The organism is Micromonospora sp. HB375, assembly GCF_017872985.1.
GTDB lineage: Bacteria > Actinomycetota > Actinomycetes > Mycobacteriales > Micromonosporaceae > Micromonospora > Micromonospora chalcea.
In genome coordinates this window covers 4,954,911-4,979,106 of sequence record NZ_JAGGJO010000001.1, presented here as the reverse complement: position 1 = coordinate 4,979,106, position 24,196 = coordinate 4,954,911, and the positions used below count along the sequence as shown (strand labels likewise).

The 24,196-nt window shown below is 72.3% G+C and carries 22 protein-coding genes; 14 read left to right on the top strand and 8 right to left on the bottom strand.

The window, feature by feature from the left end; genetic code table 11:
• The first annotated feature begins 6 nt into the window (after positions 1 to 6).
• From whiA to J3R08_RS21705, 6 genes are all read left to right on the top strand, one after another.
• Positions 7 to 987, top strand: a complete 981-nt coding sequence (gene whiA, locus J3R08_RS21730; RefSeq protein ID WP_030503240.1) for a DNA-binding protein WhiA — start codon at positions 7 to 9, stop codon at positions 985 to 987.
• A gap of 263 nt (positions 988 to 1,250) precedes the next feature.
• Positions 1,251 to 2,255 (top strand): type I glyceraldehyde-3-phosphate dehydrogenase, encoded by a 1,005-nt coding sequence (gene gap, locus J3R08_RS21725; protein WP_043329624.1) that lies wholly within the window; start codon positions 1,251 to 1,253, stop codon positions 2,253 to 2,255.
• The gene (gene pgk, locus J3R08_RS21720; protein ID WP_166456860.1) at positions 2,252 to 3,451 is read left to right on the top strand and encodes a phosphoglycerate kinase; all 1,200 of its coding nucleotides are present in this window, start codon (positions 2,252 to 2,254) and stop codon (positions 3,449 to 3,451) included. The genes gap and pgk overlap by 4 nt, the downstream gene beginning before the upstream one ends.
• Positions 3,452 to 4,243 (top strand): triose-phosphate isomerase, encoded by a 792-nt coding sequence (gene tpiA, locus J3R08_RS21715; RefSeq protein ID WP_043329625.1) that lies wholly within the window; start codon positions 3,452 to 3,454, stop codon positions 4,241 to 4,243.
• A 95-nt stretch (positions 4,244 to 4,338) separates the two neighbouring features.
• A complete protein-coding gene (gene secG / locus J3R08_RS21710) occupies positions 4,339 to 4,599 on the top strand; it encodes a preprotein translocase subunit SecG (RefSeq protein WP_043329626.1) in 261 nt (86 codons plus the stop codon).
• Between the two features lie 130 nt (positions 4,600 to 4,729).
• Positions 4,730 to 5,074: an RNA polymerase-binding protein RbpA gene (locus J3R08_RS21705; RefSeq protein ID WP_013287462.1), complete on the top strand. Its 345-nt coding sequence runs from the start codon at positions 4,730 to 4,732 to the stop codon at positions 5,072 to 5,074.
• 65 nt (positions 5,075 to 5,139) lie between these two features.
• On the opposite strand, the gene pgl is transcribed toward J3R08_RS21705, so the two are convergent.
• From pgl to tkt, 6 genes are all read right to left on the bottom strand, one after another.
• Positions 5,140 to 5,910 (bottom strand): 6-phosphogluconolactonase, encoded by a 771-nt coding sequence (gene pgl / locus J3R08_RS21700; protein ID WP_043329628.1) that lies wholly within the window; start codon positions 5,908 to 5,910, stop codon positions 5,140 to 5,142.
• Between the two features lie 69 nt (positions 5,911 to 5,979).
• Complete coding sequence (locus tag J3R08_RS21695; RefSeq protein ID WP_043329629.1) at positions 5,980 to 6,996, bottom strand: glucose-6-phosphate dehydrogenase assembly protein OpcA; 1,017 nt, start codon at positions 6,994 to 6,996, stop codon at positions 5,980 to 5,982.
• 31 nt (positions 6,997 to 7,027) lie between these two features.
• A complete protein-coding gene (gene zwf / locus J3R08_RS21690) occupies positions 7,028 to 8,542 on the bottom strand; it encodes a glucose-6-phosphate dehydrogenase (RefSeq protein ID WP_043329630.1) in 1,515 nt (504 codons plus the stop codon).
• A 50-nt stretch (positions 8,543 to 8,592) separates the two neighbouring features.
• The gene (locus J3R08_RS21685; RefSeq protein WP_209964358.1) at positions 8,593 to 10,161 is read right to left on the bottom strand and encodes a glucose-6-phosphate isomerase; all 1,569 of its coding nucleotides are present in this window, start codon (positions 10,159 to 10,161) and stop codon (positions 8,593 to 8,595) included.
• A 79-nt stretch (positions 10,162 to 10,240) separates the two neighbouring features.
• On the bottom strand, positions 10,241 to 11,419 hold the full coding sequence (gene tal, locus J3R08_RS21680) for a transaldolase (protein ID WP_043331133.1): 1,179 nt from the start codon (positions 11,417 to 11,419) through the stop codon (positions 10,241 to 10,243).
• 16 nt (positions 11,420 to 11,435) lie between these two features.
• Positions 11,436 to 13,574 carry a transketolase gene (gene tkt / locus J3R08_RS21675; protein ID WP_104113557.1) on the bottom strand — a complete coding sequence of 713 codons (2,139 nt, stop codon included), beginning with the start codon at positions 13,572 to 13,574 and terminating at the stop codon, positions 11,436 to 11,438.
• Positions 13,575 to 13,838: 264 nt separating this feature from the next.
• On the opposite strand from tkt, the gene J3R08_RS21670 reads away from it, so the two are divergent.
• The 3 genes from J3R08_RS21670 (at position 13,839) to J3R08_RS21660 (ending at position 16,277) form a co-directional block, all read left to right on the top strand.
• Entirely contained in the window at positions 13,839 to 14,798 is a 960-nt protein-coding gene (locus J3R08_RS21670) for a heme o synthase (protein WP_043329632.1), read from the top strand.
• Positions 14,799 to 15,017: 219 nt separating this feature from the next.
• On the top strand, positions 15,018 to 15,350 hold the full coding sequence (locus J3R08_RS21665; protein WP_013287454.1) for a hypothetical protein: 333 nt from the start codon (positions 15,018 to 15,020) through the stop codon (positions 15,348 to 15,350).
• A 9-nt stretch (positions 15,351 to 15,359) separates the two neighbouring features.
• Entirely contained in the window at positions 15,360 to 16,277 is a 918-nt protein-coding gene (locus tag J3R08_RS21660; protein ID WP_069089090.1) for a RimK family alpha-L-glutamate ligase, read from the top strand.
• Between the two features lie 599 nt (positions 16,278 to 16,876).
• On the opposite strand, the gene J3R08_RS21655 is transcribed toward J3R08_RS21660, so the two are convergent.
• Positions 16,877 to 18,544, bottom strand: coding sequence for a right-handed parallel beta-helix repeat-containing protein (locus J3R08_RS21655; RefSeq protein WP_069089091.1), 1,668 nt, complete (start codon positions 18,542 to 18,544; stop codon positions 16,877 to 16,879).
• Positions 18,545 to 18,617: 73 nt separating this feature from the next.
• On the bottom strand, positions 18,618 to 19,580 hold the full coding sequence (locus tag J3R08_RS21650) for a heme A synthase (RefSeq protein ID WP_187693165.1): 963 nt from the start codon (positions 19,578 to 19,580) through the stop codon (positions 18,618 to 18,620).
• 208 nt (positions 19,581 to 19,788) lie between these two features.
• On the opposite strand from J3R08_RS21650, the gene J3R08_RS21645 reads away from it, so the two are divergent.
• From J3R08_RS21645 to sufC, 5 genes are read left to right on the top strand one after another with little or no spacing between them, the layout of a single operon-like run.
• Positions 19,789 to 20,454: a metalloregulator ArsR/SmtB family transcription factor gene (locus J3R08_RS21645; RefSeq protein ID WP_245255543.1), complete on the top strand. Its 666-nt coding sequence runs from the start codon at positions 19,789 to 19,791 to the stop codon at positions 20,452 to 20,454.
• Complete coding sequence (sufB, locus tag J3R08_RS21640; RefSeq protein WP_013287447.1) at positions 20,451 to 21,881, top strand: Fe-S cluster assembly protein SufB; 1,431 nt, start codon at positions 20,451 to 20,453, stop codon at positions 21,879 to 21,881. The genes J3R08_RS21645 and sufB overlap by 4 nt, the downstream gene beginning before the upstream one ends.
• Positions 21,882 to 21,936: 55 nt before the next feature.
• Entirely contained in the window at positions 21,937 to 23,079 is a 1,143-nt protein-coding gene (sufD, locus tag J3R08_RS21635) for a Fe-S cluster assembly protein SufD (RefSeq protein ID WP_069089093.1), read from the top strand.
• On the top strand, positions 23,079 to 23,423 hold the full coding sequence (locus J3R08_RS21630; protein WP_064445305.1) for a non-heme iron oxygenase ferredoxin subunit: 345 nt from the start codon (positions 23,079 to 23,081) through the stop codon (positions 23,421 to 23,423). Before sufD ends, J3R08_RS21630 begins: the two co-directional genes overlap by 1 nt.
• A complete protein-coding gene (sufC, locus tag J3R08_RS21625; RefSeq protein WP_064445306.1) occupies positions 23,423 to 24,196 on the top strand; it encodes a Fe-S cluster assembly ATPase SufC in 774 nt (257 codons plus the stop codon). Before J3R08_RS21630 ends, sufC begins: the two co-directional genes overlap by 1 nt.

Sequence of the window (24,196 nt, the reverse complement as noted above, 5' to 3'; positions counted from 1 at the left end):
CGCACTATGGCGATGACGGCTGCGGTCAAGGACGAGCTGAGTCGGGTCGACGTGCCCAAGCCCTGCTGTCGGCGGGCGGAGATGGCCGCCCTGCTGCGTTTCGCCGGCGGCCTGCACATCGTGTCCGGCCGCGTCGTGGTCGAGGCGGAGCTGGACACCGGCGCGGTGGCCCGCCGGCTGCGGCGGGAGGTGGCCGAGGTCTACGGCTACCCGAGCGAGATCCACGTGCTCGCCTCCGGCGGCCTGCGCAAGGGCAGCCACTTCATCGTGCGGGTGGTCAAGGACGGCGAGGCGCTCGCCCGGCAGACCGGCCTGCTCGACGTGCGGGGCCGCCCGGTGCGTGGCCTGCCGCCGCACGTGGTGGCCGCGAACGTCTGCTGCGCCGTGTCGGCCTGGCGGGGCGCGTTCATGGCGCACGGCTCGCTGACCGAGCCGGGCCGTTCCAGCGCGCTGGAGATCACCTGCCCCGGCCCGGAGTCGGCGCTGGCGCTCGTCGGCGCGGCCCGCCGCATCGGCATCACCGCGAAGAACCGCGAGGTGCGCGGCGTGGACCGGGTGGTGGTCAAGGACGGCGACGCGATCGCCGCGCTGCTCACCCGCATAGGAGCGCACTCCAGCGTGCTGGCCTGGGAGGAGCGGCGGGTACGCCGGGAGGTGCGCGCCACCGCCAACCGGCTGGCCAACTTCGACGACGCCAATCTGCGCCGCTCGGCCCGGGCCGCGGTGGCCGCCGCCGCCCGGGTGACCCGCGCGCTGGAGATCCTCGCCGACGACGCGCCCAACCACCTGACCTCGGCCGGCCGGCTGCGGCTGGAGCACCGTCAGGCGTCCCTGGAGGAGCTGGGCGCGCTCGCCGAGCCGCCGCTGACCAAGGACGCCATCGCCGGCCGGATCCGCCGGCTGCTCGCGCTGGCCGACAAGCGCGCCCGCGACCTGGGCATCCCGGATACGGAAGCGGCAGTCACGCCCGACATGCTCGTGGTCTGATAGGACTCGGGCGGCGAGCACGCGAGCGGGATCACCACCCGCCGCAGCGCGACGCCGCACGCTCGGATATGGTCGCTGCGTACGGCAAGGGGGCCGCGCACAGGCATCCCTCGCCGTGCTCACCGCCTCGGGCGGTCAGGTCTCCGTGACCGCGGCGGGGTGGCCGAGATGACATGTCGACGGCCGGCTCCAACGGTCGGCGCACACACCTCCGCCGGCCCCGGTCTGGCGCCGGCGGACCAGAACGCGAGGAGATGGGACCTGTGACCATCCGGGTTGGCATCAACGGCTTCGGCCGGATCGGCCGCAACTTCTTCCGGGCAGTGCTGGCGTCCGGCGCTGACATCGAGGTCGTGGCGGTCAACGACCTGACCGACAACGCGACGCTCGCCCACCTTGTCAAGTACGACAGCATCCTGGGCCGCCTCCCGCACGAGGTGAAGGCCACCGCCGACGAGATCACCGTGGGCGGCAAGACCATCAAGGCGTACGCCGAGAAGGACCCGGCGAACCTGCCGTGGGGCGAGGTCGGCGCCGACGTCGTCATCGAGTCCACCGGCTTCTTCACCGACGGCACCAAGGCGAAGGCGCACCTCGACGGCGGGGCCAAGAAGGTCATCATCTCCGCGCCGGCGAAGAACGAGGACGTCACCGTGGTCATGGGCGTCAACCAGGACCAGTACGACCCGGCCAAGCACAACATCATCTCGAACGCCTCCTGCACCACGAACTGCCTCGCGCCGATGGCGAAGGTGCTGCAGGACACGTTCGGCATCCAGCAGGGCCTGATGACCACCATCCACGCGTACACGCAGGATCAGAACCTGCAGGACGCGCCGCACAAGGACCTGCGCCGGGCCCGCGCCGCCGCGCTGAACATCGTGCCGACCTCGACCGGCGCCGCGAAGGCGATCGGCCTGGTGCTGCCGGAGCTGAAGGGCAAGCTGGACGGTTACGCGCTGCGCGTGCCGATCCCGACCGGCTCGGCCACCGACCTGACCGTCACGGTCGGCCGGGAGACCACTGTGGACGAGGTCAACGCGGCGCTCAAGGCCGCCGCCGAGGGCCCGCTGCGGGGCATCCTCACCTACAACGAGGACCCGATCGTCTCCGCCGACATCGTGACCGACCCGGCGTCGTGCATCTTCGACGCGCCGCTGACCAAGGTGATCGGCAACCAGGTCAAGGTCGTCGGCTGGTACGACAACGAGTGGGGCTACTCGAACCGCCTGGTGGACCTGGTCAAGCTGGTCGGTAGCTCGCTGTGAGCATCCGCAACCTCGACGACCTGCTCGCCGAGGGGGTGTCGGGTCGGCGCGTGCTGGTGCGCGCCGACCTGAACGTCCCGCTCGACAAGCAGACCGGTGAGATCACGGACGACGGCCGGATCCGGGCCGTCCTGCCGACGCTGAGCGCGCTGGTGCAGGCCGGCGCGAAGGTGGTCGTCTGCTCGCACCTGGGCCGCCCGAAGGGCGCGCCGGACCCGCAGTTCAGCCTCCGCCCGGTCGCCGGGCGGCTCGGTGAGCTGCTCGGCGTCCCGGTGCACTTCGCCGAGGACACCGTCGGTGACTCGGCGCGGTCCACCGTGGCCGACCTGGCCGACGGCCAGGTGGCGCTGCTGGAGAACCTGCGGTTCAACAAGGGCGAGACCAGCAAGGACGACGCGGAGCGGGGCGCGTTCGCCGACCAGCTCGCCGCGCTCGGCGACGCCTACGTGGACGACGCGTTCGGCGCTGTGCACCGCAAGCACGCCAGTGTGCACGACGTGCCGGCCCGGCTGCCGCACTTCGCCGGCCGGCTGGTGCTGCGCGAGGTCGAGGTGCTCAGCCGCCTCACCGGCTCCCCGGAGCGGCCGTACGTGGTGGTGCTGGGCGGCTCGAAGGTCTCCGACAAGCTGGCCGTGATCGAGGCGCTGCTGCCGACCGTGGACCGGCTGCTCATCGGCGGCGGGATGTGCTTCACCTTCCTCAAGGCCCAGGGCCACGAGGTGGGCACGTCGCTGCTGGAGAAGGACATGGTCGAGACCTGCCGCAACCTGATGGAGCGCGCGCCCGGCAAGATCATGCTCCCGGTCGACGTGGTGGCCGCCGACGCGTTCGCGCCGGACGCCGCGCACGACACCGTGCCCGCCGACGGCATCCCCAGCCACCGGCTGGGCCTGGACATCGGCCCGGAGACGGTGGCCGGCTTCGCGGCCGCGCTGTCGCAGGCGAAGACCATCTTCTGGAACGGCCCGATGGGCGTGTTCGAGATGGCGGCGTTCGCCAACGGCACCCGGGGCGTGGCCGAGGCGATCACCAAGGCCGACGCGTTCAGCGTGGTCGGTGGCGGCGACTCGGCCGCGGCGGTGCGCGCGCTGGGCCTGGACGAGTCCTCGTTCGGGCACATCTCCACCGGCGGCGGCGCCTCCCTGGAATACCTGGAGGGCAAGACCCTCCCCGGCATCGCGGCTCTGGAGAACTGAATGGCGAGCACGACCCGCCGGCCGCTGATGGCCGGCAACTGGAAGATGAACCTGAACCACCTCGAGGCCAACCTGCTGGTGCAGAAGCTGGCCGCGAGCCTGAACGAGAAGCAGCTCACCGACGTCGAGTGCGTGGTGCTGCCGCCCTTCACCGACCTGCGTACGGTGCAGACCGCTGTGGACGGCGACAAGCTGCTGATCGGCTACGGCGCGCAGGACCTGTCGCCGCATCCGTCCGGCGCGTACACCGGTGACATCGCCGGGCCGATGCTGGCGAAGCTGGGCTGCGGCTACGTGGTGGTCGGCCACTCCGAGCGGCGGCAGTACCACCACGAGGACGACGCGCTGGTCAACGCGAAGGTGTCGGCGGCGCTGGCGAACGGGCTCACCCCGATCCTCTGCATCGGCGAGGGCCTGGAGGTCCGGGAACAGTCGGGGCAGGTGCGGCACTGCTGCGACCAGCTCGACGGCGCGCTGAAGGGGCTCACCGCCGAGCAGGTCACCAAGGTCGTCGTCGCGTACGAGCCGGTCTGGGCGATCGGCACCGGCAAGACGGCCACGCCGGAGGACGCCCAGGAGGTCTGCGGCGCGGTGCGCAAGCGCATCGCCGAGACCTACGACGAGGGCACCGCCGAGCAGGTCCGGATCCTGTACGGCGGGTCGGTCAAGGCGTCGAACGTCGCCGCGATCATGGCGCAGCCGGACGTGGACGGGGCCCTGGTCGGGGGCGCCAGCCTGGACGCGGAGGAGTTCGCGCAGATCTGCCGGTTCCCGGAGCACACCGCCCGCTGATCGCTCGCTATCCTTGACGCTGCCCGTCCACCGGTCGGTGCCGCAGTGCCCGACAGGTCCGGGCAGTGATCGCAACGAGAGGACTGACCCCCGCCATGCCGATCTGGTTCGCCTACACGATGATCACGTTGCTGGTCATCACCAGCGTGCTGCTCGTCCTGCTGATCCTCCTGCACCGCGGTAAGGGCGGCGGGTTGTCGAGCATGTTCGGCGGCGGCGTCAGCTCCAGCCTGGCCGGTTCGTCCGTGGCCGAGAAGAACCTCGACCGCTACACCGTTCTGGTGGGAATCGTCTGGTTCGCCTGCATCATCGGGCTCGGGCTCTGGCTGCGGTTGCAGATGGCCAACGGCACCTGAGTCGGCGCTGAGAAGCGTACAATCTGCGCGCGGTCCGTCACGGACCGCGCGCAGTTTTGTTTCTCCGCGCGTCGCCCGTCGCCCACCCCCTCCGGCGGCGGTCCCCTCCGACGACAGGGAGCGAGCAACCGTGCCCAGCAACAACGTCATCCGCGGCACCCGGATCGGGTCCGCCCCCGAGCGCTTCGACCAGCGCGTGGAGCCCGCGCCGCGCCGCCCGGTCGTCTACTGGTGCCGCCACGGGCACCGGGTCGAGTTCCTGATCGCCGCCGAGGCGGAGACGCCGGCCGCCTGGGAGTGCCCCCGCTGCGGGGAGCCAGCCGGCCCCGACCCGGGCGACCCGCCGGGCCGCCAGCGCGCCGAGCCCTACAAGACCCACCTGGCGTACGTGCAGGAGCGGCGCACGCCGGAGGAGGGGGAGGCGCTGCTCGCCGAGGCCCTCGACGCGCTGCGCCGACGTCGTGGCCGCGCCTGAGCCGAGGCATTAAGAAGGGGCCCCTTCTCTACCGGAGACGTTAAGAAGGGGCCCTTCCTTACACCTCAGCGGAGGCTGCGCAGGCGCGGCGGCACGTTGGCCGCCGCGGCCCGGTCGAGCAGCCAGAGCGTACGGGAGACGCCCTGCACCCCGGCGGCCGGCAACTGCACCGGCCCGGCCCCGGCCAGCGCCATGCCCACCGCCCGGGCCTTGTCCGCCCCGGCGGCGATCAGCCACACCTCTTCGGCCGTGTTGATCGTCGGCAGGGTCAGCGTGGTACGCACCGGCGGCGGCTTCGGGCTGCCCCGTACCGCGCTGACCGGGCGGTTGTCGTGGTGCACCGGGTGCTCCGGGAACACCGACGCCACGTGCCCGTCCTCGCCGACGCCGAGCATCAGCACGTCGAAGTGGGGCACGATCGCGTTCCCGGGCCGGGCGGCGGCGGCCAGCTCCCGCGCGTACCCGGCGGCGGCCGCCTCCGGGTCGTCACCGGCCGGGCCGTCGGACGCCGGCATCGGGTGCACCCGGGCCGGGTCCAGCGGCACCGCGTCCAGCAGCGCCGCCCGCGCCTGCGTCTCGTTGCGCTCCGGGTCGCCGGCGGGCAGGAACCGCTCGTCGCCCCACCACACGTCGACCCGGGACCAGTCGACCGCGTCCCGGGCGGGCAGCTGCCCGACCGCCCGGTACACCGCAGCGGCGATCCGCCCGCCGGTCAGCACCACCGACGCCTGGCCGCGCTCGGCCTGCGCGTCGAGCAGCTTCACCACCAACCGGGCCGCCACCGCCTGCGCCAGCAGGTCGGGGTCGGCGTGTACGGCGACACTCGCCTCAGTCATCCGTCGAGCCCTCGTGTTCCGACCGCCCACCGGCGGTCACCTGTGCTTCCGGCCACCCGGTCCGGGCGGTCACTCGTTCGCGGTCGCGCCCGCGTGCGCGGTCACGCCGGCCTCGGCCCGCTGGGCGGTCGCCGGATCCTTCCACACGTGCACCCGCTGGGCCGGCCGCTGGTCGAGTCCGGTGATCCCGGCCGCAGCGCCGAGCGCCTCCGCGTACACCTGGTCGGCGTCGAGGCGGCGCAGCTCCTCGGCCAGTTCGTCACCGAGCGGCCGGCGGACCAGCGGCAGCGTGCGGTCCTCCTGCCCGGTACGCCGGAACACCGCGATGCTGTCGTCGCGGGTCAGCGTCAGCTCGTCGCCGTTGGCGCAGCGCAGCTGCACCTGACGCATGCGCGGGAACTCGTCGGTCCGCTCCCAGGTCGGTTCGATGCCGAGCCGGGCCTTGAGCCACCCGCTCATCAGCGCGGCCGTCGGATCCGACGGGGGCGCCACCACGCTGGCCTCGGTGACCCGGGCCTGGGTGGTGTCGAACGCGCCCGCCACCAGCGTGCGCCACGGGGTGATCCGGGTCCACGCCAGGTCGGTGTCGCCGGGGGCGTAGTCGTGGGCCCGCTGCCGCAGCGCGGCGATCGGGTCGGCCGCCTGCGCCGAGTCGGTGATCCGCCGGTCGGCCACCACCCCGAGGAAGTCGGTGGCGATCTCCTCCGGCGGCTCGCCGTGCCACCACGTCACCACCGGTACGTCCGGGACCAGCAGCGGCATCACCACGGATTCGGCGTGCAGCGCGAGCCGCCCGTACATCCGGGTCACCACCGCCTCGCACGGCCCGAGCCGGCCGCCCACGACGATCTCCGCGTCCAGCCGGTTGCGGTCGCGCTCCACGTCGGAGCGGACCACCACGAGCAGGCGGCAGGGGTGCGCCGCCGCGGCGATGGTGGCGGCCGCCTCGGCCTCCCGGACCCGCTTCTCGTCCACCACCACGATCAGCGTGAGCGCCATGCCACTGGCCACCCCGCCCGCGCTGCGCCGTTCCGCGGCCAGCGCCTTGACCACCTCGTTGCCGGTGGTGTCCCACAGCCCGATCAATGGAGCCTCCTGGTTCGCTCGCAGTGCTCGCTCACGCTCTCCGCCAAGCCCGGCCCTCGCGGGCCAGCATCTCGTCGGCGGCCCGGGGTCCCCACTCGCCGGCCCGGTACGGCTCCGGCGTCGTGCCCTCCCAGGCGTGTTCCAGCGGGTCGACGACCTGCCAGCTCTGCTCGACCTCGGCGGCGTCCGGGAACAGCGTCCGGTCGCCGATCAGCACGTCCAGCACGAGCCGCTCGTACGCCTCGGGGCTGGACTCGGTGAACGCCTCGCCGTACTGGAAGTCCATCGCGATGTCGCGGACCTCCATCGTGGTGCCCGGCACCTTGGAGCCGAACTTCAGCACCACGCCCTCGTCCGGCTGCACGCGGATGACGAGCTGGTTGGGACCGAGGGACTCCATGTCGGCGGCGTTGAACGGCAGGTGCGGCGCCTTCTTGAACATGATGGCCACCTCGGTGACCCGCCGGGGCAGCCGCTTGCCGGCCCGGATGTAGAACGGCACCCCGGCCCAGCGCCGGTTCTGGATGCCCAGCTTCACCGCCACGTACGTCTCGGTGGTGGAGCCCGCCGGGACGCCCTCCTCCTCCAGGTAGCCCTTGGCGCGCTCGCCGCCCACCCAGCCGGGCAGGTACTGGCCCCGCACGGTGTCCTCGGAGACGTCGTGCGGCACGGTGATCGCCTTGAGCACCTTGAGCTTCTCGGCGCGGATCTCGTCGGCGTCGAAGCTCGTCGGCTCCTCCATCGCGACCAGCGCGAGCAGTTGGAGCAGGTGGTTCTGGAGCACGTCACGGGCGGTGCCGACGGAGTCGTAGAAGGCGGCCCGGGTGCCGATGCCGACGTCCTCGGCCATGGTGATCTGCACCGAGTCGACGTACTTGGAGTTCCACAGCGGCTCGAACAGGTTGTTCGCGAACCGCAGCGCCAGGATGTTCTGGACCGTCTCCTTGCCCAGGTAGTGGTCGATCCGGAACACGTCCTGGCGGGTGAAGACGTCGTCGACCAGGTCGTTGAGCGCCTTGGCCGAGGGCAGGTCGTTGCCGAACGGCTTCTCCACCACCACGCGGCGCCAGCCGCCGGACCTGTCGTTGTCCGCCATGCCGGTGCGGGCGAGCTGCTTGAGCACCACCGGGAACGCCGCCGGGGGGATGGAGAAGTAGAAGGCGGCGTTGCCGGCGATGCCGTGCGAGTCGCGCAGCTCGTCGAGCGTGGCGGCGAGCTGGTCGAACGCGGCGTCGTCGTCGAACGAGCCGCCGACGAACTTGATGTTGCCGGCCAGCCGGGCCCACACCTCCTCCCGCCACGGGGTGCGGGCGTGCTTCTTGGCCGCCTCGTGCGCCACCGACTCGAAGTCGCCGTCGCCCCAGTCCCGGCGGGCGAAGCCCAGCACCACGAAACCGGGCGGCAGGAGCCCCCGGTTGGCCAGGTCGTAGACCGCCGGCAGTAGTTTCTTGCGGGCCAGATCGCCGGTCACCCCGAAGATCACCAGGGCACACGGCTCGGGGATCCGGGGCAACCGCCGGTCCTGGACGTCGCGCAGCGGGTTCACCGGGCCACCTCCTCCTGCGTCTCGGTCCGCTGATTCCAGGTCATTGATCGTCACGTGCGTGTCCGTCCGGCCGTATCCAGCAGCTGGGCGACGCCAGCCGCCCGCTTGGTCAGGTGCAGTCGCAGCACCGGTCGTTCCCGGCCGGCCAGGGCCCGCCGGTCACCGGCGGCCTGGGCCGCCTGGAGCTGCGCGAAGGTGTACGGACGACCGGGCACTTCCAGATCATCGGTGACCGCACCGGTGATCTGGAGGTGCCGGCCGCGGGTGTCCGTGTGCTCCGGCCGGCGCGGTCCCCAGGTGAAGGTGACCGGCCGCCGGGTGTGCCGTGCCAGCAGCGGGCGCAGCCCGGCCAGCGCCGCGTCGGCCCGCGGGTCGAGGTACGCGGTGACCGCGAGGTGTTCCCGTTCGCCCAGCCCGTCGAGCAGCCAGCACAGCGCGCCGGTCAGGTCGGCCGGCGCGCCGCTCGGGGCGTACACCTCGATCGCGTCCTCCACCGACGACGGCGGCCCGCTGTCCGCCTCGTCGTGGGCCGCCGCGGCGGCGGGCGCCGCGAACGGGTCGGTCCGCAGCGTCACCGCGGCGGTCGCGGCGGCGTAGGTCCAGGTGAGCAGGTGCGCGCCGAGCGGCCCGTTGACGGCGACGTCGGCGGCCACGCCCGGGCCGACGCCCGCGCCGAGGGCGCCGCCGAGACCGACTGTGAGCACGCCCGGCCCGGTGGCGCCGGGGGAGTCGGGGGACTCCACGGCCACCGGCAGGAGCCGTCCGCCGGTCGCGTCGGCGAGCAGCGCGCCCGCCCAGCGGCCCAGGCCGTCGAGTCCGGTGCCGTCGGGGACCAGCGCTACCGTGTGCCGGCCCTCGCCGGGCGCCGCGCCCAGGGCCGCGCCGAGCGCGAGGCCCGGATTGTCCCGGTCCCGGTCGAGCGCGGCGGTGAGCGCCTCCGCCTCGTCCAGCACCTCGGCGACCGGCGCGCCGGCCAGCGCCGCCGGGACCACGCCGAACGCGGTGAGCGCGGCCCACGGCCCGGCCACGCCGGGCTCGGCCGGGAGCACCACCGCGCCCAGCTCGTCGGCGCGCGCCGCGAGGTCCGTGCCGGGCTCGGTGACCACCACGACGTGCCGGGCGGCATCCGGGCCCTCGTCCGCCCACGCCTGCCGGTAGGCCCGCAGGTGGGCGTCGGTGGTCCGGTCCAGGCCGTGCCGGGCGGCGAGCACCAGGAGGGTACGCGCCGGGCGGTCGGCGAGCGCGGCCCGGACCGGCCCCGGATCGGCGGTGTCGAGCACCGTCACCGGCCGGCCCAGGCATTCGGCCAGCACCTCGGCGGCGAGCGTGTCGCCGCGGGCGCCGGCCAGCACCACGTGGTCCAGGTCGCTCAGCTCGGCGGCCAGCTCGGCGAGCTGGGGGAGCAGGTCCCGGCTGCGCCGGTGGGCGTGCAGCCAGCCCAGCCGGTCGAGGGCCGCCGACTCGGCGGCGGGCCCCCAGAGGGCCGGGTCGGCGGCGGCGAGCCGGGCCGGGACGTCGTGGGCGACGAGCGTGGCGCGCGCCGACGCGCCCAGGGCGCCCGCGCCGCGCACGGCCAGACCGGCGGCCATGTCGGCCCGCCCGGCCAGCAGGTCACTCACGGTGCCGCCCCTCACCCAAACCACGGTACGGCGCGACGCGCCCCGGGGCCGGGCCCCGGGACGCGTCGGACGCCGTCTGTCACGCGTTGCCGCCGGCCTGCTGCGCCGCCTGCGCGTTCTTCCCGGCGGCCCGGTGCGGGCTGCCCGAGCCCTTGGCCGCCTCGGCGAGGGACTTCTTGACCCCCTCCAGCAGCTCCACCCAGCTCGCCTCGAACTTCTCCACGCCCTCGCGCTCCAGCGTGGCGATCACGTCGGACAGGTCAACGCCCACCGCCAGCAGGTCGGCGAAGACCTGGCGGGCGTCGTCGTACGCGACGGTGACGGTGTCCGGCTTCGTCTCGCCGTGCTCGGCGTAGGCGTGGATCACCGGCTCCGGCATGGTGTTGACGGTGCCGGGCGCGATCAGCTCCTCGACGTAGATGACGTCCCGGTAGTCCGGGTTCTTCGTCGAGGTGGAGGCCCACAGCGGGCGCTGCGGGTGGGCGCCCGCGTCGGCCAGCTTCTGCCAGCGCGCCGAGGAGAACACCTCGCCGTAACGCTCGTACGCCAGCCGGGCGTTGGCGACAGCGGCCTTGCCGCGCAGCGCCTTGGCCCGGTCCGAGCCGATCTTCTCCAGCCGCTTGTCCACCTCGGTGTCGACCCGGGAGACGAAGAACGAGGCGACCGAGCCGATCTTCGACAGGTCGTGCCCGTTGGCCTGCGCCTGCTCCAGTCCGGCCAGGAAGGCCTCCATCACCTGCGAGTACCGGTCCAGGCCGAAGATCAGCGTGACGTTGACGCTGATCCCCTCGGCCAGCGTCGCGGTGATCGCGGGCAGGCCCTCCTCGGTGGCCGGGATCTTGATGAACAGGTTCGGCCGGTCGACCAGCCACCACAGCGCCTTGGCCTCGGCGACGGTCTTCGCCGCGTCGTGCGCCGAGCGCGGGTCCACCTCGATCGACACCCGGCCGTCCACGCCGCCGCTGGTCTCGTACGACGGGCGCATCACGTCGCAGGCCCACCGCACGTCGTACGTGGTGAGCATGCGGACCGCCTCCTCGACGTCCACACCACGTACGGCGAGGTCACGAAGCTGCCAGTCGTACTCGCCGGCGTCGCTCAGCGCCTTGGCGAAGATCGTCGGATTGGTGGTCACCCCGGCTACGTGGCTCTCCCGGCGCAGCTTGTCCAGCCCGCCGGAGCTCAGCCGTACCCGGGAGAGATCGTCGAGCCAGATCGCCACCCCGGCGCCCTGGAGCTCCTTCAGCCTGTCCGTCATGCCGTCCACGCTCCCCTCAGTTGCCGGTCGTGAAACCGGTGATGTCGCCCACCCGGGTCAGCGCCGCGTGCGCGGCGGCCACGATCCGGTCGGGGGTGAACCCGAACTGCTCGAAGAGCACGGTGTGCGGCGCGCTGGCGCCGTAGTGCTCGATGCTCACGCACTCGCCGCTGTCGCCGACGATCGCGCGCCACGACATCGCGATGCCCGCCTCCACGCTCACCCGTGCCTTTACCCCGCGCGGCAGCACCGACTCCCGGTACGCCTCGTCCTGCGCGAAGAACCACTCCTGGCAGGGCATGGAGACGACCCGGGTGGGGGTGCCGTCGGCCTCCAGCCGCTCCCGTGCGGTGAGGCAGAGCTGCACCTCGGAGCCGGTGCCGACGAGGATCACCTGCGGCTTGCCGTTCGACGCCTCGGCCAGCACGTACCCGCCCTTGGCGACGCCCTCGGCGCCGGCCAGGTCGGTGCGGTCGAACGTCGGCAGCGCCTGGCGGCTGAGCGCCAGCGCGGTCGGCCGGTCGGTGTGCTCCAGCGCCTGCCGCCACGCCCAGACCGTCTCGTTGGCGTCGGCCGGGCGCACCACGTCCAGGCCGGGGATGGCCCGCAGCGCGGTCAGGTGCTCGATCGGCTGGTGCGTCGGGCCGTCCTCGCCGAGGCCGATCGAGTCGTGCGTCCAGACGTACGTCACCGGCAGCTTCATCAGCGCGGCCAGCCGCACCGCCGGGCGCATGTAGTCGCTGAACACCAGGAACGTGCCGCCGTACGGGCGGGTGCCGCCGTGCAGGGCGATGCCGTTGAGGATCGCGCCCATGGCGTGCTCGCGGATGCCGAAGTGCAGCGTGCGGCCGTACTCGTCACCGGGGAAGTCCTTGGTGGCGTGCGCGGCCGGGACGAACGACGGCTCGCCCTTCATCGTGGTGTTGTTGCTCTCGGCCAGGTCGGCCGAGCCGCCCCACAGCTCCGGCAGCACCGGCGCCAGGGCCTCCAGGATCTTGCCGGAGGCGGCCCGGGTGGCGACGCCCTTGGCGTCCGCCGGGAAGGTCGGCAGCGCGTCGGTCCAGCCGGTCGGCAGCGTACGGGTGGCCATCCGGTCCCACAGCGCCTTGCGCTCCGGGTTGGCCTGCGCCCAGGCGTCGAACCCGGTGGTCCACTCGGCCTGCTCCTGCGCGCCACGCTCCAGCACCTGACGGGCGTGCTTGAGCACCTCCTCGTCGACCTCGAAGGTGCGCTGCGGGTCGAAGCCGAGGATCTCCTTGGTGGCCTTCACCTCGTCCGCGCCGAGCGCCGAGCCGTGGATCTTGCCGGTGTTCTTCTTGTTCGGCGCGGGCCAGCCGATGATGGTGCGCAGCGCGATGAACGACGGCCGGCCGGTCTCCGCCTTGGCGGCCAGCAGCGCCTGGTACAGCGCCTCCACGTCCTCGTGGTAGTCGCCCTGGTCGGCGTCGCCGCTGCGCCAGTCGACGGTCTGCACGTGCCAGCCGTACGCCTCGTAGCGGGCCGCCACGTCCTCGCTCTTGGCGATGCGGGTGTCGTCCTCGATCGAGATCTCGTTGTCGTCGTAGATCACGCAGAGGTTGCCGAGCTGCTGGTGACCGGCGAGCGCGCTGGCCTCGTGGGTGATGCCCTCCTCGATGTCACCGTCGGAGGCGATGCACCAGATGTCGTGCCGGAACGGCGAGTCGGCGCGGTCCGGCTCGGGGTCGAACAGGCCGCGCTCGCGGCGGGCCGCCATCGCCATGCCGACCGCGTTGCCGAGGCCCTGGCCGAGCGGCCCGGTGGTGGTCTCCACGCCCGGGGTGTGGCCGTGCTCCGGGTGGCCCGGGGTGAGCGAGCCCCACTGGCGCAGCGCCTTGAGGTCGTCCAGCGACAGCGGGTAGCCGGAGAGGAAGAGCTGGATGTAGAGCGTCAGGCTGGAGTGGCCGGCGGAGAGCACGAACCGGTCGCGCCCGGCCCAGTTCGGGTCGGCGGGGTTGTGCCGCATGACCCGGTTGAAGAGCAGGTACGCCACCGGGGCGAGGCTCATCGCCGTCCCCGGGTGGCCGTTGCCGGATTTCTCCACGGCGTCCATGGCCAGCACGCGGACCGTGTCGACGGCCCTGCGGTCGAGGTCGGACCAGTTGAGAGCGGGAAGCTCGGGTCGGTTGGCAGCCACGATGGTTGTGCTCCTCGGCAGATGGGCGGAACCCTCACTGATGACCCTATCGAGCGGTGCTAAACGTCCGCCCGGGGATCTCAGCATGCTGTTCTGTACGGATCGCGGACGTCCGGTCGTTCAACCCCAGGTGTGACGGCTCGCACCGTTGCCGGGTCTGCGGGGCAGCCAAAACGACGCCGCGTAGTGTGTGGGGCGGTGTGTGGACCTCGACGGGTCCGGGCCGAACGACCTCCCCCCGCCGATGCCGGAAGGTGGCAATCCGTGAGCATGATCACCGAGCGCCCCGTCAGCAACCCTGCCGGGCAGCCGCCGGTGGGCGCGGTGGCGGAGGCGCCGGCGAGCGGCCGGCGGGACGTACGCGCCGTGGTGGCGGCGTACGTGGCGCTGACCAAGCCGCGGATCGTCGAGCTGCTGCTGGTCACCACCGTTCCGGCGATGATGCTCGCGGACGGCGGCATGCCGTCGCTGTGGCTGGTCGCCGTCGTGCTCGTCGGCGGCTCGCTCGCGGCCGGCGCGGCGAGCGTCCTGAACTGCTACATCGACCGGGACATCGACCAGCTCATGCGGCGCACCAAGCGCCGCCCACTGCCCGCGCACACGGTTTCTCCGCGCAGCGCGTTGATCTTCGGTCTGGTGCTGGCGGCCGTCTCGGTGGCGCTGATGGCGGCGACCACCAACTGGCTGGCGACGGTGCTGACGCTCGCCGCGATCGCCTACTACGACCTGGTCTACACGCTGTGGCTGAAGCGGACCACCGCCGCCAACACGTTCTGGGGCGGTATCTGCGGGGCCGCGCCGGTGCTGATCGGCTGGGCCGCCGTCACCGGCTCGCTGGCGCCGGCCGCGTGGGGCCTGTTCGCCGTGGTCTTCTTCTGGCAGATGCCGCACTTCTACGCGCTGGCCATCAAGTACAAGGCCGACTACGCGCGCGCCGGCGTGCCGATGCTGCCGGTGGTGGCCTCGGTCCGGCGGGTCAACGCCGAGATCATCGGGTTCTCCTGGCTGACCGTGCTCTCCTCGCTGGCGGTCTGGCCGCTCGGGATGAGCCCGATCTACGGTGTCACCGCGCTCGTGGTCGGCGGGATCTTCCTCGTCGAGGCGCACAAGCTGTGCCGTCGCGCGACGCGGGGCGAGGCGGTCAAGCCGATGCGGCTGTTCCACTGGTCCACCACGTACCTCACGATCCTCTTCGCGGCCGTTGCGCTCGACGCGCTGCTCTGACGCGCCCGTCCGGCGGTTCATCAGAAATTTTTTTCGGGCTTCCCCGGAGGGGTCCAACCCGGACAGATTGTGACGATCTCGCCCGCCCGCTTCGCCCAGATATAAGCGACATATGCAGGCGAATTACCTGTGGTTCTTCTTAAACCGGCGGGTAATTGGCATCACATTCAGTTCATGGTTCTCGCACATCCGGGTGGAACTCTGCTTAGGCTTCGCGTCATGGCAGATGGTTCCGATACGACGCTGACGGCTGACAAGACCGCGGAGCAGGCCCCCAACGGCCTGGTCGCGGGCATCAAGTCGTTCGCCGCCGGACACGGCGGCGCGAAGGCGGTCATCGAGTACGTCGGCAAGCGCGGCGCACGGATCGTCCTCGTGGGTTCCGACGGGGTATGGGCAGACCAGTTCGCCGACGGCACCGACGTCGCGCGGCAGGCCTGCGCGAAGGCCGGGGTCGACGTCGAGAACGCCTGGGAGCGTGAACTGATGGACCAGATGCGTCCGAGCAACGACCTGTGGCGGTCGATGGCCCGGCGCACGATGGCCCGTTGACATAACCGAATGACCAACCACCACCAGTCGACCCGGGGGAGACCCCGGGTCGCTTTCGTCACCTGCGCCGAGCTGCCCGACCTCGACCCGGACGACCGGCTCGCGCTCGGCCCGCTCGCCGCCCGCGGGGTCACCACCGAGATCGCGGTCTGGGACGACCCGGCCGTCGACTGGTCCGGGTACGACCTGGTCGTGATCCGCTCCCCGTGGGACTACGCGCGGCGGCGCGACGAGTTCGTGGCCTGGGCGCGTACCGTGCCGGCCCTGGTCAACCCGGCCGACGTGGTCGCCTGGAACACCGACAAGCGCTACCTGTCCGAGCTTTCCGCCGCCGGAGCGCCCACCGTGCCGACGCAGTGGGTCGAGCCCGGGCGGGAGTGGACCCCACCGGCGGGCGGCGAGTACGTGATCAAGCCGGCGGTCAGCGCCGGCAGCCAGGACACCGGCCGCTACGACCTGACCGACAGGGAGCACCGGGAACTGGCGGTGGCCCACGTACGGCGGCTCTCCGACGCCGGGCGGGTCACCATGGTCCAGCCGTACCTGGAGGCGGTGGACACCGCCGGGGAGACCGCGCTGCTGTTCCTGGCCGGGCCCGACGGCCTGGCGTTCAGCCACGCGATCCGCAAGGGCCCGATGCTGACCGGGCCGGACCTGGGCGAGGCCGCGCTCTACAAGGAGGAGCGCATCGACGCGCGCACCGCCACCGCGGAGCAGCGCGCGGTGGCCGAGAAGGTGCTGGCAGCCGTGCCGGGCGGCCCGGACCGGCTGCTCTACGCCCGGGTCGACCTGATCCCCGGCCCGGACGGCACGCCCGTGCTGGTCGAGCTGGAGCTGACCGAGCCGAGCCTGTTCGTCGGGTACGCCGACGGCGCCCCGGACCGGCTCGCCGACGCGGTCCTCACCCACTTGACCCCCCGCGCCTGACCCGTCCCGCCTGGCCGTGGCTGTGGGCCTGGCGGTGGCCGTGGCGAGCGTGCCGGCCCTGGCGGCGTCCGGGCTTTGGCAGCGGGCCCGGGACCGCGACCCTCCCGGCTGCGGACGCACCTCGCCGACCCACCCGACGCGGTGCACGCAACGCCAGGCTGTCTCAGGGCTCGAGGCACCCACGGTGTTCCACTCGCTGTCTGCCGCGGCCCTGGGTGGAACAGCATGGGTGTCTCAGGGCTGTCCAGGCACCCATGGTGTTCCACTCGCGATCCGTCCGTGCCGTGAGTGGAACGCCATGGGTGGCACGAGGGGGCGCGTTTCCACTCGGGCTGGCGGCGCGTTTGCCGGCCGTCGCCGCCATCGTGGCGTCGGCGGCTTTCGCCGGGGCCCACCGGGCCGCGTCTTCGATACCATCAGCGCGCGCTGCTCGGCCTGCACGTCGCCAGGCTGCTGCACCGCGACGGCGATCTCTGGGTGCTGATCGTCGCGTACGCGGTCAGCAACGGCAGCTTGGTCATGCTGGCTGCCACCACCGACGCCGGCCCGGCTGAACCGGAGCCGCCCGAGCCGCCGGTGCCGCCCGCGCCGCCGGGAGGTCAGTCGCGGTCGCTGTGGTTGCGTGCCCAGCGGCCGCCGATCGGCGGCGTGTCCAGCCGCAGCGCGGCCTCGGTGCCGGCCAGGTCGTTGTCCTCGAACGCGCACGAGACGCAACTGCCCGCCTCGGTGACCCAGATGCCGTACGCCTGGGTGTCGGCGTCCCGGTGCCAGATCCGGTTGCCGCGCACGGTGGCCGAGTCGAACGGCGCGGCGATGGTGATGCCGCCGCAGGCCGGCGGGCCGTCCGGCAGCTCGTACCTCGTGCCCGGCCCCGGGGTGGCCTCGTTCCAGCCGGTGGTGCCGTCCGGGCGTACCTCGGCCAGGGAGAGCCGGGTGGCGCTGTTGTCGGACACCACCGCGTCCCGTGAGCCGACTCGGACCACCTTGCCCCGGTGCCCGCCGTCGGGCCAGTCCGCGTTGCCGTCGGTGAGCTCGCGCGGGCCGTAGCGCACCGCCTCGCCGGAGCCGGAGCAGGCCGGGGCGGAGCGACGGCCGTTGTCCCGGATCCGGTTGCCCACGATCGAGGTGTCCAGCATCGGCCGGTCGATCCGGATGCCGTCCAGCGCGTTCTCCCGGATGTCGTTGTCCTGGATCACCACGTCGGCCGCCGCGCCCCGGTAGCCGTGGCCCAGGTCGTGCTCGTGGTAGCCGAAACCGCCGTTGCGGCTGATCCGGTTGCCCTGCACCGTGTACGGGCCGGGGGTGTTGCCCATGCTGATCCCGTCGCCGACGTTGGCGTCGATCACGCAGCCGGTGAGCAGGCCGCCGCGCCCGGCCACCCCGGCGGTGCCGTTGCCGGACACGTCGAAGCCGGCCTCCAGGTTGTTGGTCATGGTGCAGCCGGAGACGATCAGCCCGTCGGCGCCCCAGTCGGAGATGCCGAACCGGTTGGCCTGGCTGTGGCAGCCGATGATCCGGAAACCGCGCGGTGGGGTCCAGTAGTCCTTCTGCAACTCCAGGAAGATCCCGTTGGTGCCGTTGCCGATGGTGGTGCAGTTGGCGATGGTGAGGCGTTCCACGTCGCCCCAGCCGCCGATACCGACGCCGATCCCGGCGCCGCCCATCTGGTCGCCGTTGTCCAGCCGGCCGCACCCCACCACGACCACGCCGTCGATCAGGCTGTCCTGGAGGAAGTCACAGCCCAGGCCGGTCGCCCCGGTGTGGTGGATGTAGAGGTTGCGGAACACGCCGCGCACCACGTACTGCAGGCCCAGCCCCTTGGCCAGGTAGTCGTAGGAGGTCTGGGCGACCCCGGAGCCGTCGATCTCGAAGTCGGCGAACGTGCAGTCGGCGATGTGCCGGTCCCGGTCGGCGCCGTGCTGCACGGTGGTCCAGTACGCCAGCGGGACCGGTGCGCTGCGGTCGCCCTCGTTGCTGAGCAGGAACCGGGTCGCGGCCGGTCCGGCGCCGATCAGCGAGACACCGCTGCGCCAGACGGTGCCGGCGTCGCGGATCGAGTACAGGCCGGGCGGACAGTAGATCACCCGGGCCCGGCCGTCGGCGTCGTACCCGGCGCCGAGCCGGTCCACCAGGGCCGCCAGCGCCGGCTGGTCGTTCGTCACCCCGTCGCCGGTGAGGCCGTGCTCGTGGGCGTCGCACCACAGCGGCGCGCCGGCGACCGGCGTCAGCCGTTGCGGCGTGGTGGTGGCGAGGCTCTTGCGCGGCACCGGGAACTCCCCTCGGGCGTACGGTCCGTGGCCCGGACCGCTTTCCCGTTCCCGTCGTGCGATAACGTCCCGCTCAGGCGCCGGCGCCCACCGGCTCGGCGACCGGCTCGGCCGGGGCCGGCGGGGCGGCCGGCAGCCGCTCCCGGGTCGCGAACAGGACGCCGAGCGTGGCCAGCAGCACCAGGCAGGAGCCGAGCATGTGCGCGCCGACGAGCACGCCCGGCAGGTGGGTGAAGTACTGGACGAAGCCGATCACGCCCTGGCCCAGCTCGACCGCGATCAGCACCGCGGCGGCCCGCGCCGCGCGCTCCGCGCCGACCGCCCGGAACGCGAAGTACAGCGCCACCGAGAGACCGATCAGCAGGAAGACGCCGTCGGCGTGCACCTGCGAGATCTGCGTCGGGTCCAGGCCGTTGCGGGCCGCGCCGTGGTCGCCGGCGTGCGGGCCGCTGCCGGTCACCCAGGTGCCGACCACCAGCACCGACGCGCTCACCGCCGTGGTGATCCAGGCGAGGGTACGCAGCGGCGCCGGCACGGTCGGGCTGACCGGCCCGTCCGGCTCCTTGATCCGCCGCCAGAGCGCGTACGCGGCGGCGATGACCGCCATCGAGGCGAGGAAGTGCAGCCCGACCACCCACGGGTTGAGGTCGGTCAGCACGGTGATGCCGCCGATGACCGCCTGGGCCGGGATGCCGAACAGCACGCCGACGGCCAGCGGGAGCAGCCCGCGCCGGCGGGGACGGTGGGCCAGCACGGCCAGCACGACGGCGAGTGCGATGATCCCCACCGCGAAGGTGAGCAGCCGGTTGCCGAACTCGATCACCCCGTGCACGCCCATCTCGGCGGTCGTGGTGTAGGAGTCGTCGGTGCACCGGGGCCAGGTGGGGCAGCCGAGGCCGGACGCGGTGAGCCGGACGGCCCCGCCGGTGACCACGATCGCGACGTTCGCGATGATCGAGGCGAGCGCGAGGCGGCGCAGCAGCGTGGACGAGACCGGGAACCGGACGGAACGCTTCACGGAGCGAATCCTACGCACCGTAGTTGATCCCGATCGGGTGACTCCGCCACCCCGGTGGTCGGAATCACCGGACCCGGGTTTGCGAGCCCCGGACGATTTACGTAACGTTGCCGTTGTGAAAAACGCGGCGGCGCTGTCCCGGGCGTCGGTGACCGGTGCGGTCACCGGCGGTTCGCGGTCGCGTCGTGGCACCCGGCACGTCGAGCGGGAGTCCGCTCCGGCCGACCTGTCGACCCGTGACCGGGTCACCCAGCTCCTGCTGGAGCGGGGCGCCACCACCGCAGCGCAGATCGGCTCGGCGCTCGGCCTCAGCCCGGCCGCGATCCGCCGGCACCTCGACGCCATGCTCGCCGACGGCGACGTAGTCGCCCGCGACCAGGTCGTGCGCGGCAGCCGGGGGCGGGGCCGACCGGCCAAGGTCTTCGCGCTCACCGAGGCGGCCCGAGGCCGCTGCGGCACCCACCACTACGACAACATGGCCACCGCCGCGCTGCGGTGGATCGCCCGCACCGGCGGCGCCGAGGCGGTCGCGGCGTTCGCGGCCGAGCAGGTCTCCGCGCTGGAGACCCGCTGCCGGGCGGCCATGGAGGACGCGGGAGACGCGCCGCTCGCGCGGGCCGAGGCGCTCGCCGGGGCGCTCACCGCCGAGGGTTACGCTGCCAACGCGTCCACGATCGCCTCCGGCGGCCAGCTCTGCCAGCACCACTGCCCGGTGGCGCACGTGGCCGCCGAGTTCCCTCAGCTGTGCGAGGCCGAGACCGAGGTCATCTCCCGTCTGGTCGGCACCCACGTACAGCGCCTGGCCACCATCGCGCACGGCGACGGCGTGTGCACCACGCACATTCCCGCCCAGTCCGGTTCCACCGTCACCACTGTGAGGACAGATAGATGACCGAGCAGATCGTTCAGCCCCTGACCCAGGAGGAGCAGCTCGCGGCCCTCGGTCGTTACGAGTACGGCTGGGCCGACCCCGACGTCGCCGGGGCGTCCGCCCAGCGCGGCCTCAGCGAGGCGGTGGTGCGGGACATCTCGGCCAAGAAGAACGAGCCGGCCTGGATGCTCGACCTGCGGCTCAAGGGCCTGCGGCTGTTCGGCCGCAAGCCGATGCCGAACTGGGGCGCCGACCTCACCGGGATCGACTTCGACAACATCAAGTACTTCGTGCGGTCCACCGAGAAGCAGGCCACCTCCTGGGAGGACCTGCCCGAGGACATCAAGAACACCTACGACAAGCTCGGCATCCCGGAGGCGGAGAAGCAGCGCCTGGTCGCCGGTGTCGCGGCGCAGTACGAGTCCGAGGTGGTCTACCACCAGATCCGTGAGGACCTGGAGGAGCAGGGCGTCGTCTTCCTGGACACCGACACCGCGCTCAAGGAGCACGAGGACCTGTTCAAGGAGTACTTCGGCACGGTCATCCCGGTCGGCGACAACAAGTTCGCCGCGCTGAACACCTCCGTCTGGTCCGGTGGCTCGTTCATCTACGTGCCGAAGGGCGTGCACGTGGACATCCCGCTGCAGGCCTACTTCCGGATCAACACGGAGAACATGGGCCAGTTCGAGCGGACGCTGATCATCGTCGACGAGGGCGCGTACGTGCACTACGTCGAGGGTTGCACCGCGCCCATCTACTCCTCCGACTCGCTGCACAGCGCGGTCGTGGAGATCATCGTCAAGAAGAACGCCCGGTGCCGGTACACGACCATCCAGAACTGGTCGAACAACGTCTACAACCTGGTCACCAAGCGTGCCGTGTGCCACGAGGGCGCGACCATGGAGTGGGTCGACGGCAACATCGGCTCCAAGGTCACCATGAAGTACCCGGCGGTCTACATGACCGGCGAGCACGCCAAGGGCGAGGTGCTCTCGGTGGCCATGGCCGGCGAGGGCCAGCACCAGGACGCCGGCGCCAAGATGGTGCACGCCGCGCCGCACACCTCCTCGACCATCGTGTCGAAGTCGATCGCCCGGGGCGGCGGCCGCACCTCGTACCGCGGTCTGGTGCAGGTGCTGGAGGGCTCGACCAGCAGCAAGAGCACGGTCAAGTGCGACGCGCTCCTGGTCGACACGATCTCCCGCTCCGACACCTACCCGTACGTCGACATCCGCGAGGACGACGTGTCGATGGGGCACGAGGCGACCGTCTCCAAGGTCAGCGAGGACCAGCTCTTCTACCTGATGAGCCGGGGCCTGAGCGAGGACGAGGCGATGGCGATGATCGTGCGCGGCTTCATCGAGCCGATCGCCAAGGAGCTTCCGATGGAGTACGCGCTGGAGCTCAACCGCCTGATCGAGCTGCAGATGGAGGGCGCGGTCGGCTGACGCCAGCCCCGTCCTCCGCCTCACCTGACACCTCGTCGCAGAACACAAGGAAGAGATGACTACCCAGGCTTCCGCGCCGCCCACGACCAAGTCGCAGGCGCTCCGCTCGTACGACGTCGCCGACTTCCCGGCCCTGACCGGCCTGGAGGAGGAGTGGCGCTTCACCCCGCTCAAGCGCCTGCGCGGCCTGACCGGGTCGGCGCAGGGCGCGACCGGCGCGGTCCGGCACGAGTACGGTGACCTGCCCGAGGGCGTCACCGTCGACCGGATCGGCCGGGACGACCCCCGGGTGGGCAGCGTGCTCACCCCGTTCGACCGGGTCAGCGCGCTCGCGTACGGCGGGGCCGACCGCGCGCTGCTGGTGCGGGTCGCCCGCGACGCGGTGGTGGAGGCGCCGGTGCGCCTGCGGGTGGTCGGCGAGAACGCCGAGGCGCTCGCCTTCGGCCACACGTTCGTCGAGGTGGACCGGTTCGCCGAGGCCACCGTGGTGATCGAGCACGTCGGCTCGGCCACGCTGGCCGACAACGTCGAGGTGTCGGTGGGCGACGGGGCGAAGCTGACCCTGGTCACCGTCGCCGACTGGGCCGACGACGCGGTGCAGGCGCAGCACCTGAAGGTGCGGCTGGGCCGCGACGCCCGGATCCTGCACGTGCAGGTCAGCCTCGGCGGCGACCTGGTCCGGCAGTACACGTCGGTGGAGTACACCCAGCGCGGCGGCGAGGCCGAGCTGTACGGCGTCTACTTCGCCGACTCCGGCCAGCACCTGGAGCACCGGCAGCTGGTCGACCACACCGTGCCGGACTGCCGCAGCAACGTCGGCTACCGGGGCGCGCTGCAGGGCGACGACGCGCACACGGTCTGGGTCGGCGACGTGCTGATCCGCGCCGAGGCCACCGGCACCGACACGTACGAGATCAACCGGAACCTGCTGCTCACCGACGGCGCGCGGGCCGACTCCGTACCCAACCTGGAGATCGAGACCGGCGAGATCGCCGGCGCCGGGCACGCCAGCGCGACCGGCCGGTTCGACGACGAGCAGCTGTTCTACCTGATGGCCCGGGGCATCCCGGAGGCCGAGGCGCGGCGCCTGGTGGTGCGCGGCTTCTTCGCCGAGCTGATCAACAAGATCCCGGTCGAGGACCTGCGCGAGCGCCTCGGTGACGCCATCGAGGCCCGGCTGGCGAAGGCCGGCGCCTGATGCTCAAGATCTGCTCCACCGAGGACGTGCCGAAGGGCACCGCGATCAGCGCCGACGTGGACGGCGTGCAGGTCGCGATCGTGCACGGCGAGGACGACGTGTTCTACGCGGTGCACGACGAGTGCTCGCACGCCGCCGTGGCGCTGTCCGAGGGCGAGGTCGAGGGCTGCACGCTGGAATGCTGGCTGCACGGATCCCGTTTCGACCTGCGTACCGGTGAGCCCACCGGGCTGCCCGCGACCGAACCCGTACCCGTCTATTCCGTCGAAGTCCGCGACGGCGACATCTACCTTTCCGTGGACGGCGACGGCCGTCCGCTGCCGAGCAATGGAGTGACCCGCTGATGAGCACCCTGGAGATCCGCGACCTGAAGGTGTCGGTCAAGCTGCCCGAGGGTGAGCTCAAGCCGATCCTGCACGGGGTCGACCTGACCGTGCGCTCCGGCGAGACGCACGCCATCATGGGCCCGAACGGCTCCGGCAAGTCGACGCTGGCGTACTCGATCGCCGGTCACCCGAAGTACGAGATCACCGGCGGCGAGGTGACCCTCGACGGCGAGGACGTGCTGTCCATGTCCGTCGACGAGCGGGCCCGCGCCGGTCTCTTCCTGGCCATGCAGTACCCGGTCGAGGTCCCCGGCGTGTCGGTGGCCAACTTCCTGCGTACCGCCAAGACCGCCATCGACGGTGAGGCGCCGAAGCTGCGCACCTGGGGCGGCGAGCTGCGCGGCGCCATGGAGCGCCTCCAGATGGACCCGGCGTTCGCCCAGCGCAACGTCAACGAGGGCTTCTCCGGCGGCGAGAAGAAGCGGCACGAGATCGTGCAGCTGGAGCTGCTCAAGCCGAAGATGGCGATCCTCGACGAGACCGACTCCGGCCTGGACGTGGACGCGCTGCGCGTGGTCAGCGAGGGCGTGAACCGGGTACGCGACACCGGTGACACCGGCCTGCTGCTGATCACCCACTACACGCGCATCCTGCGTTACATCAAGCCCGACTTCGTGCACGTCTTCGTGGCCGGCCGGATCGTCGAGCAGGGCGGCCGGGAGCTGGCCGACAAGCTCGAGGAAGAGGGCTACGAGCGCTACGTCGCCGGAGCCGGCGCGGCACGGGCCTGA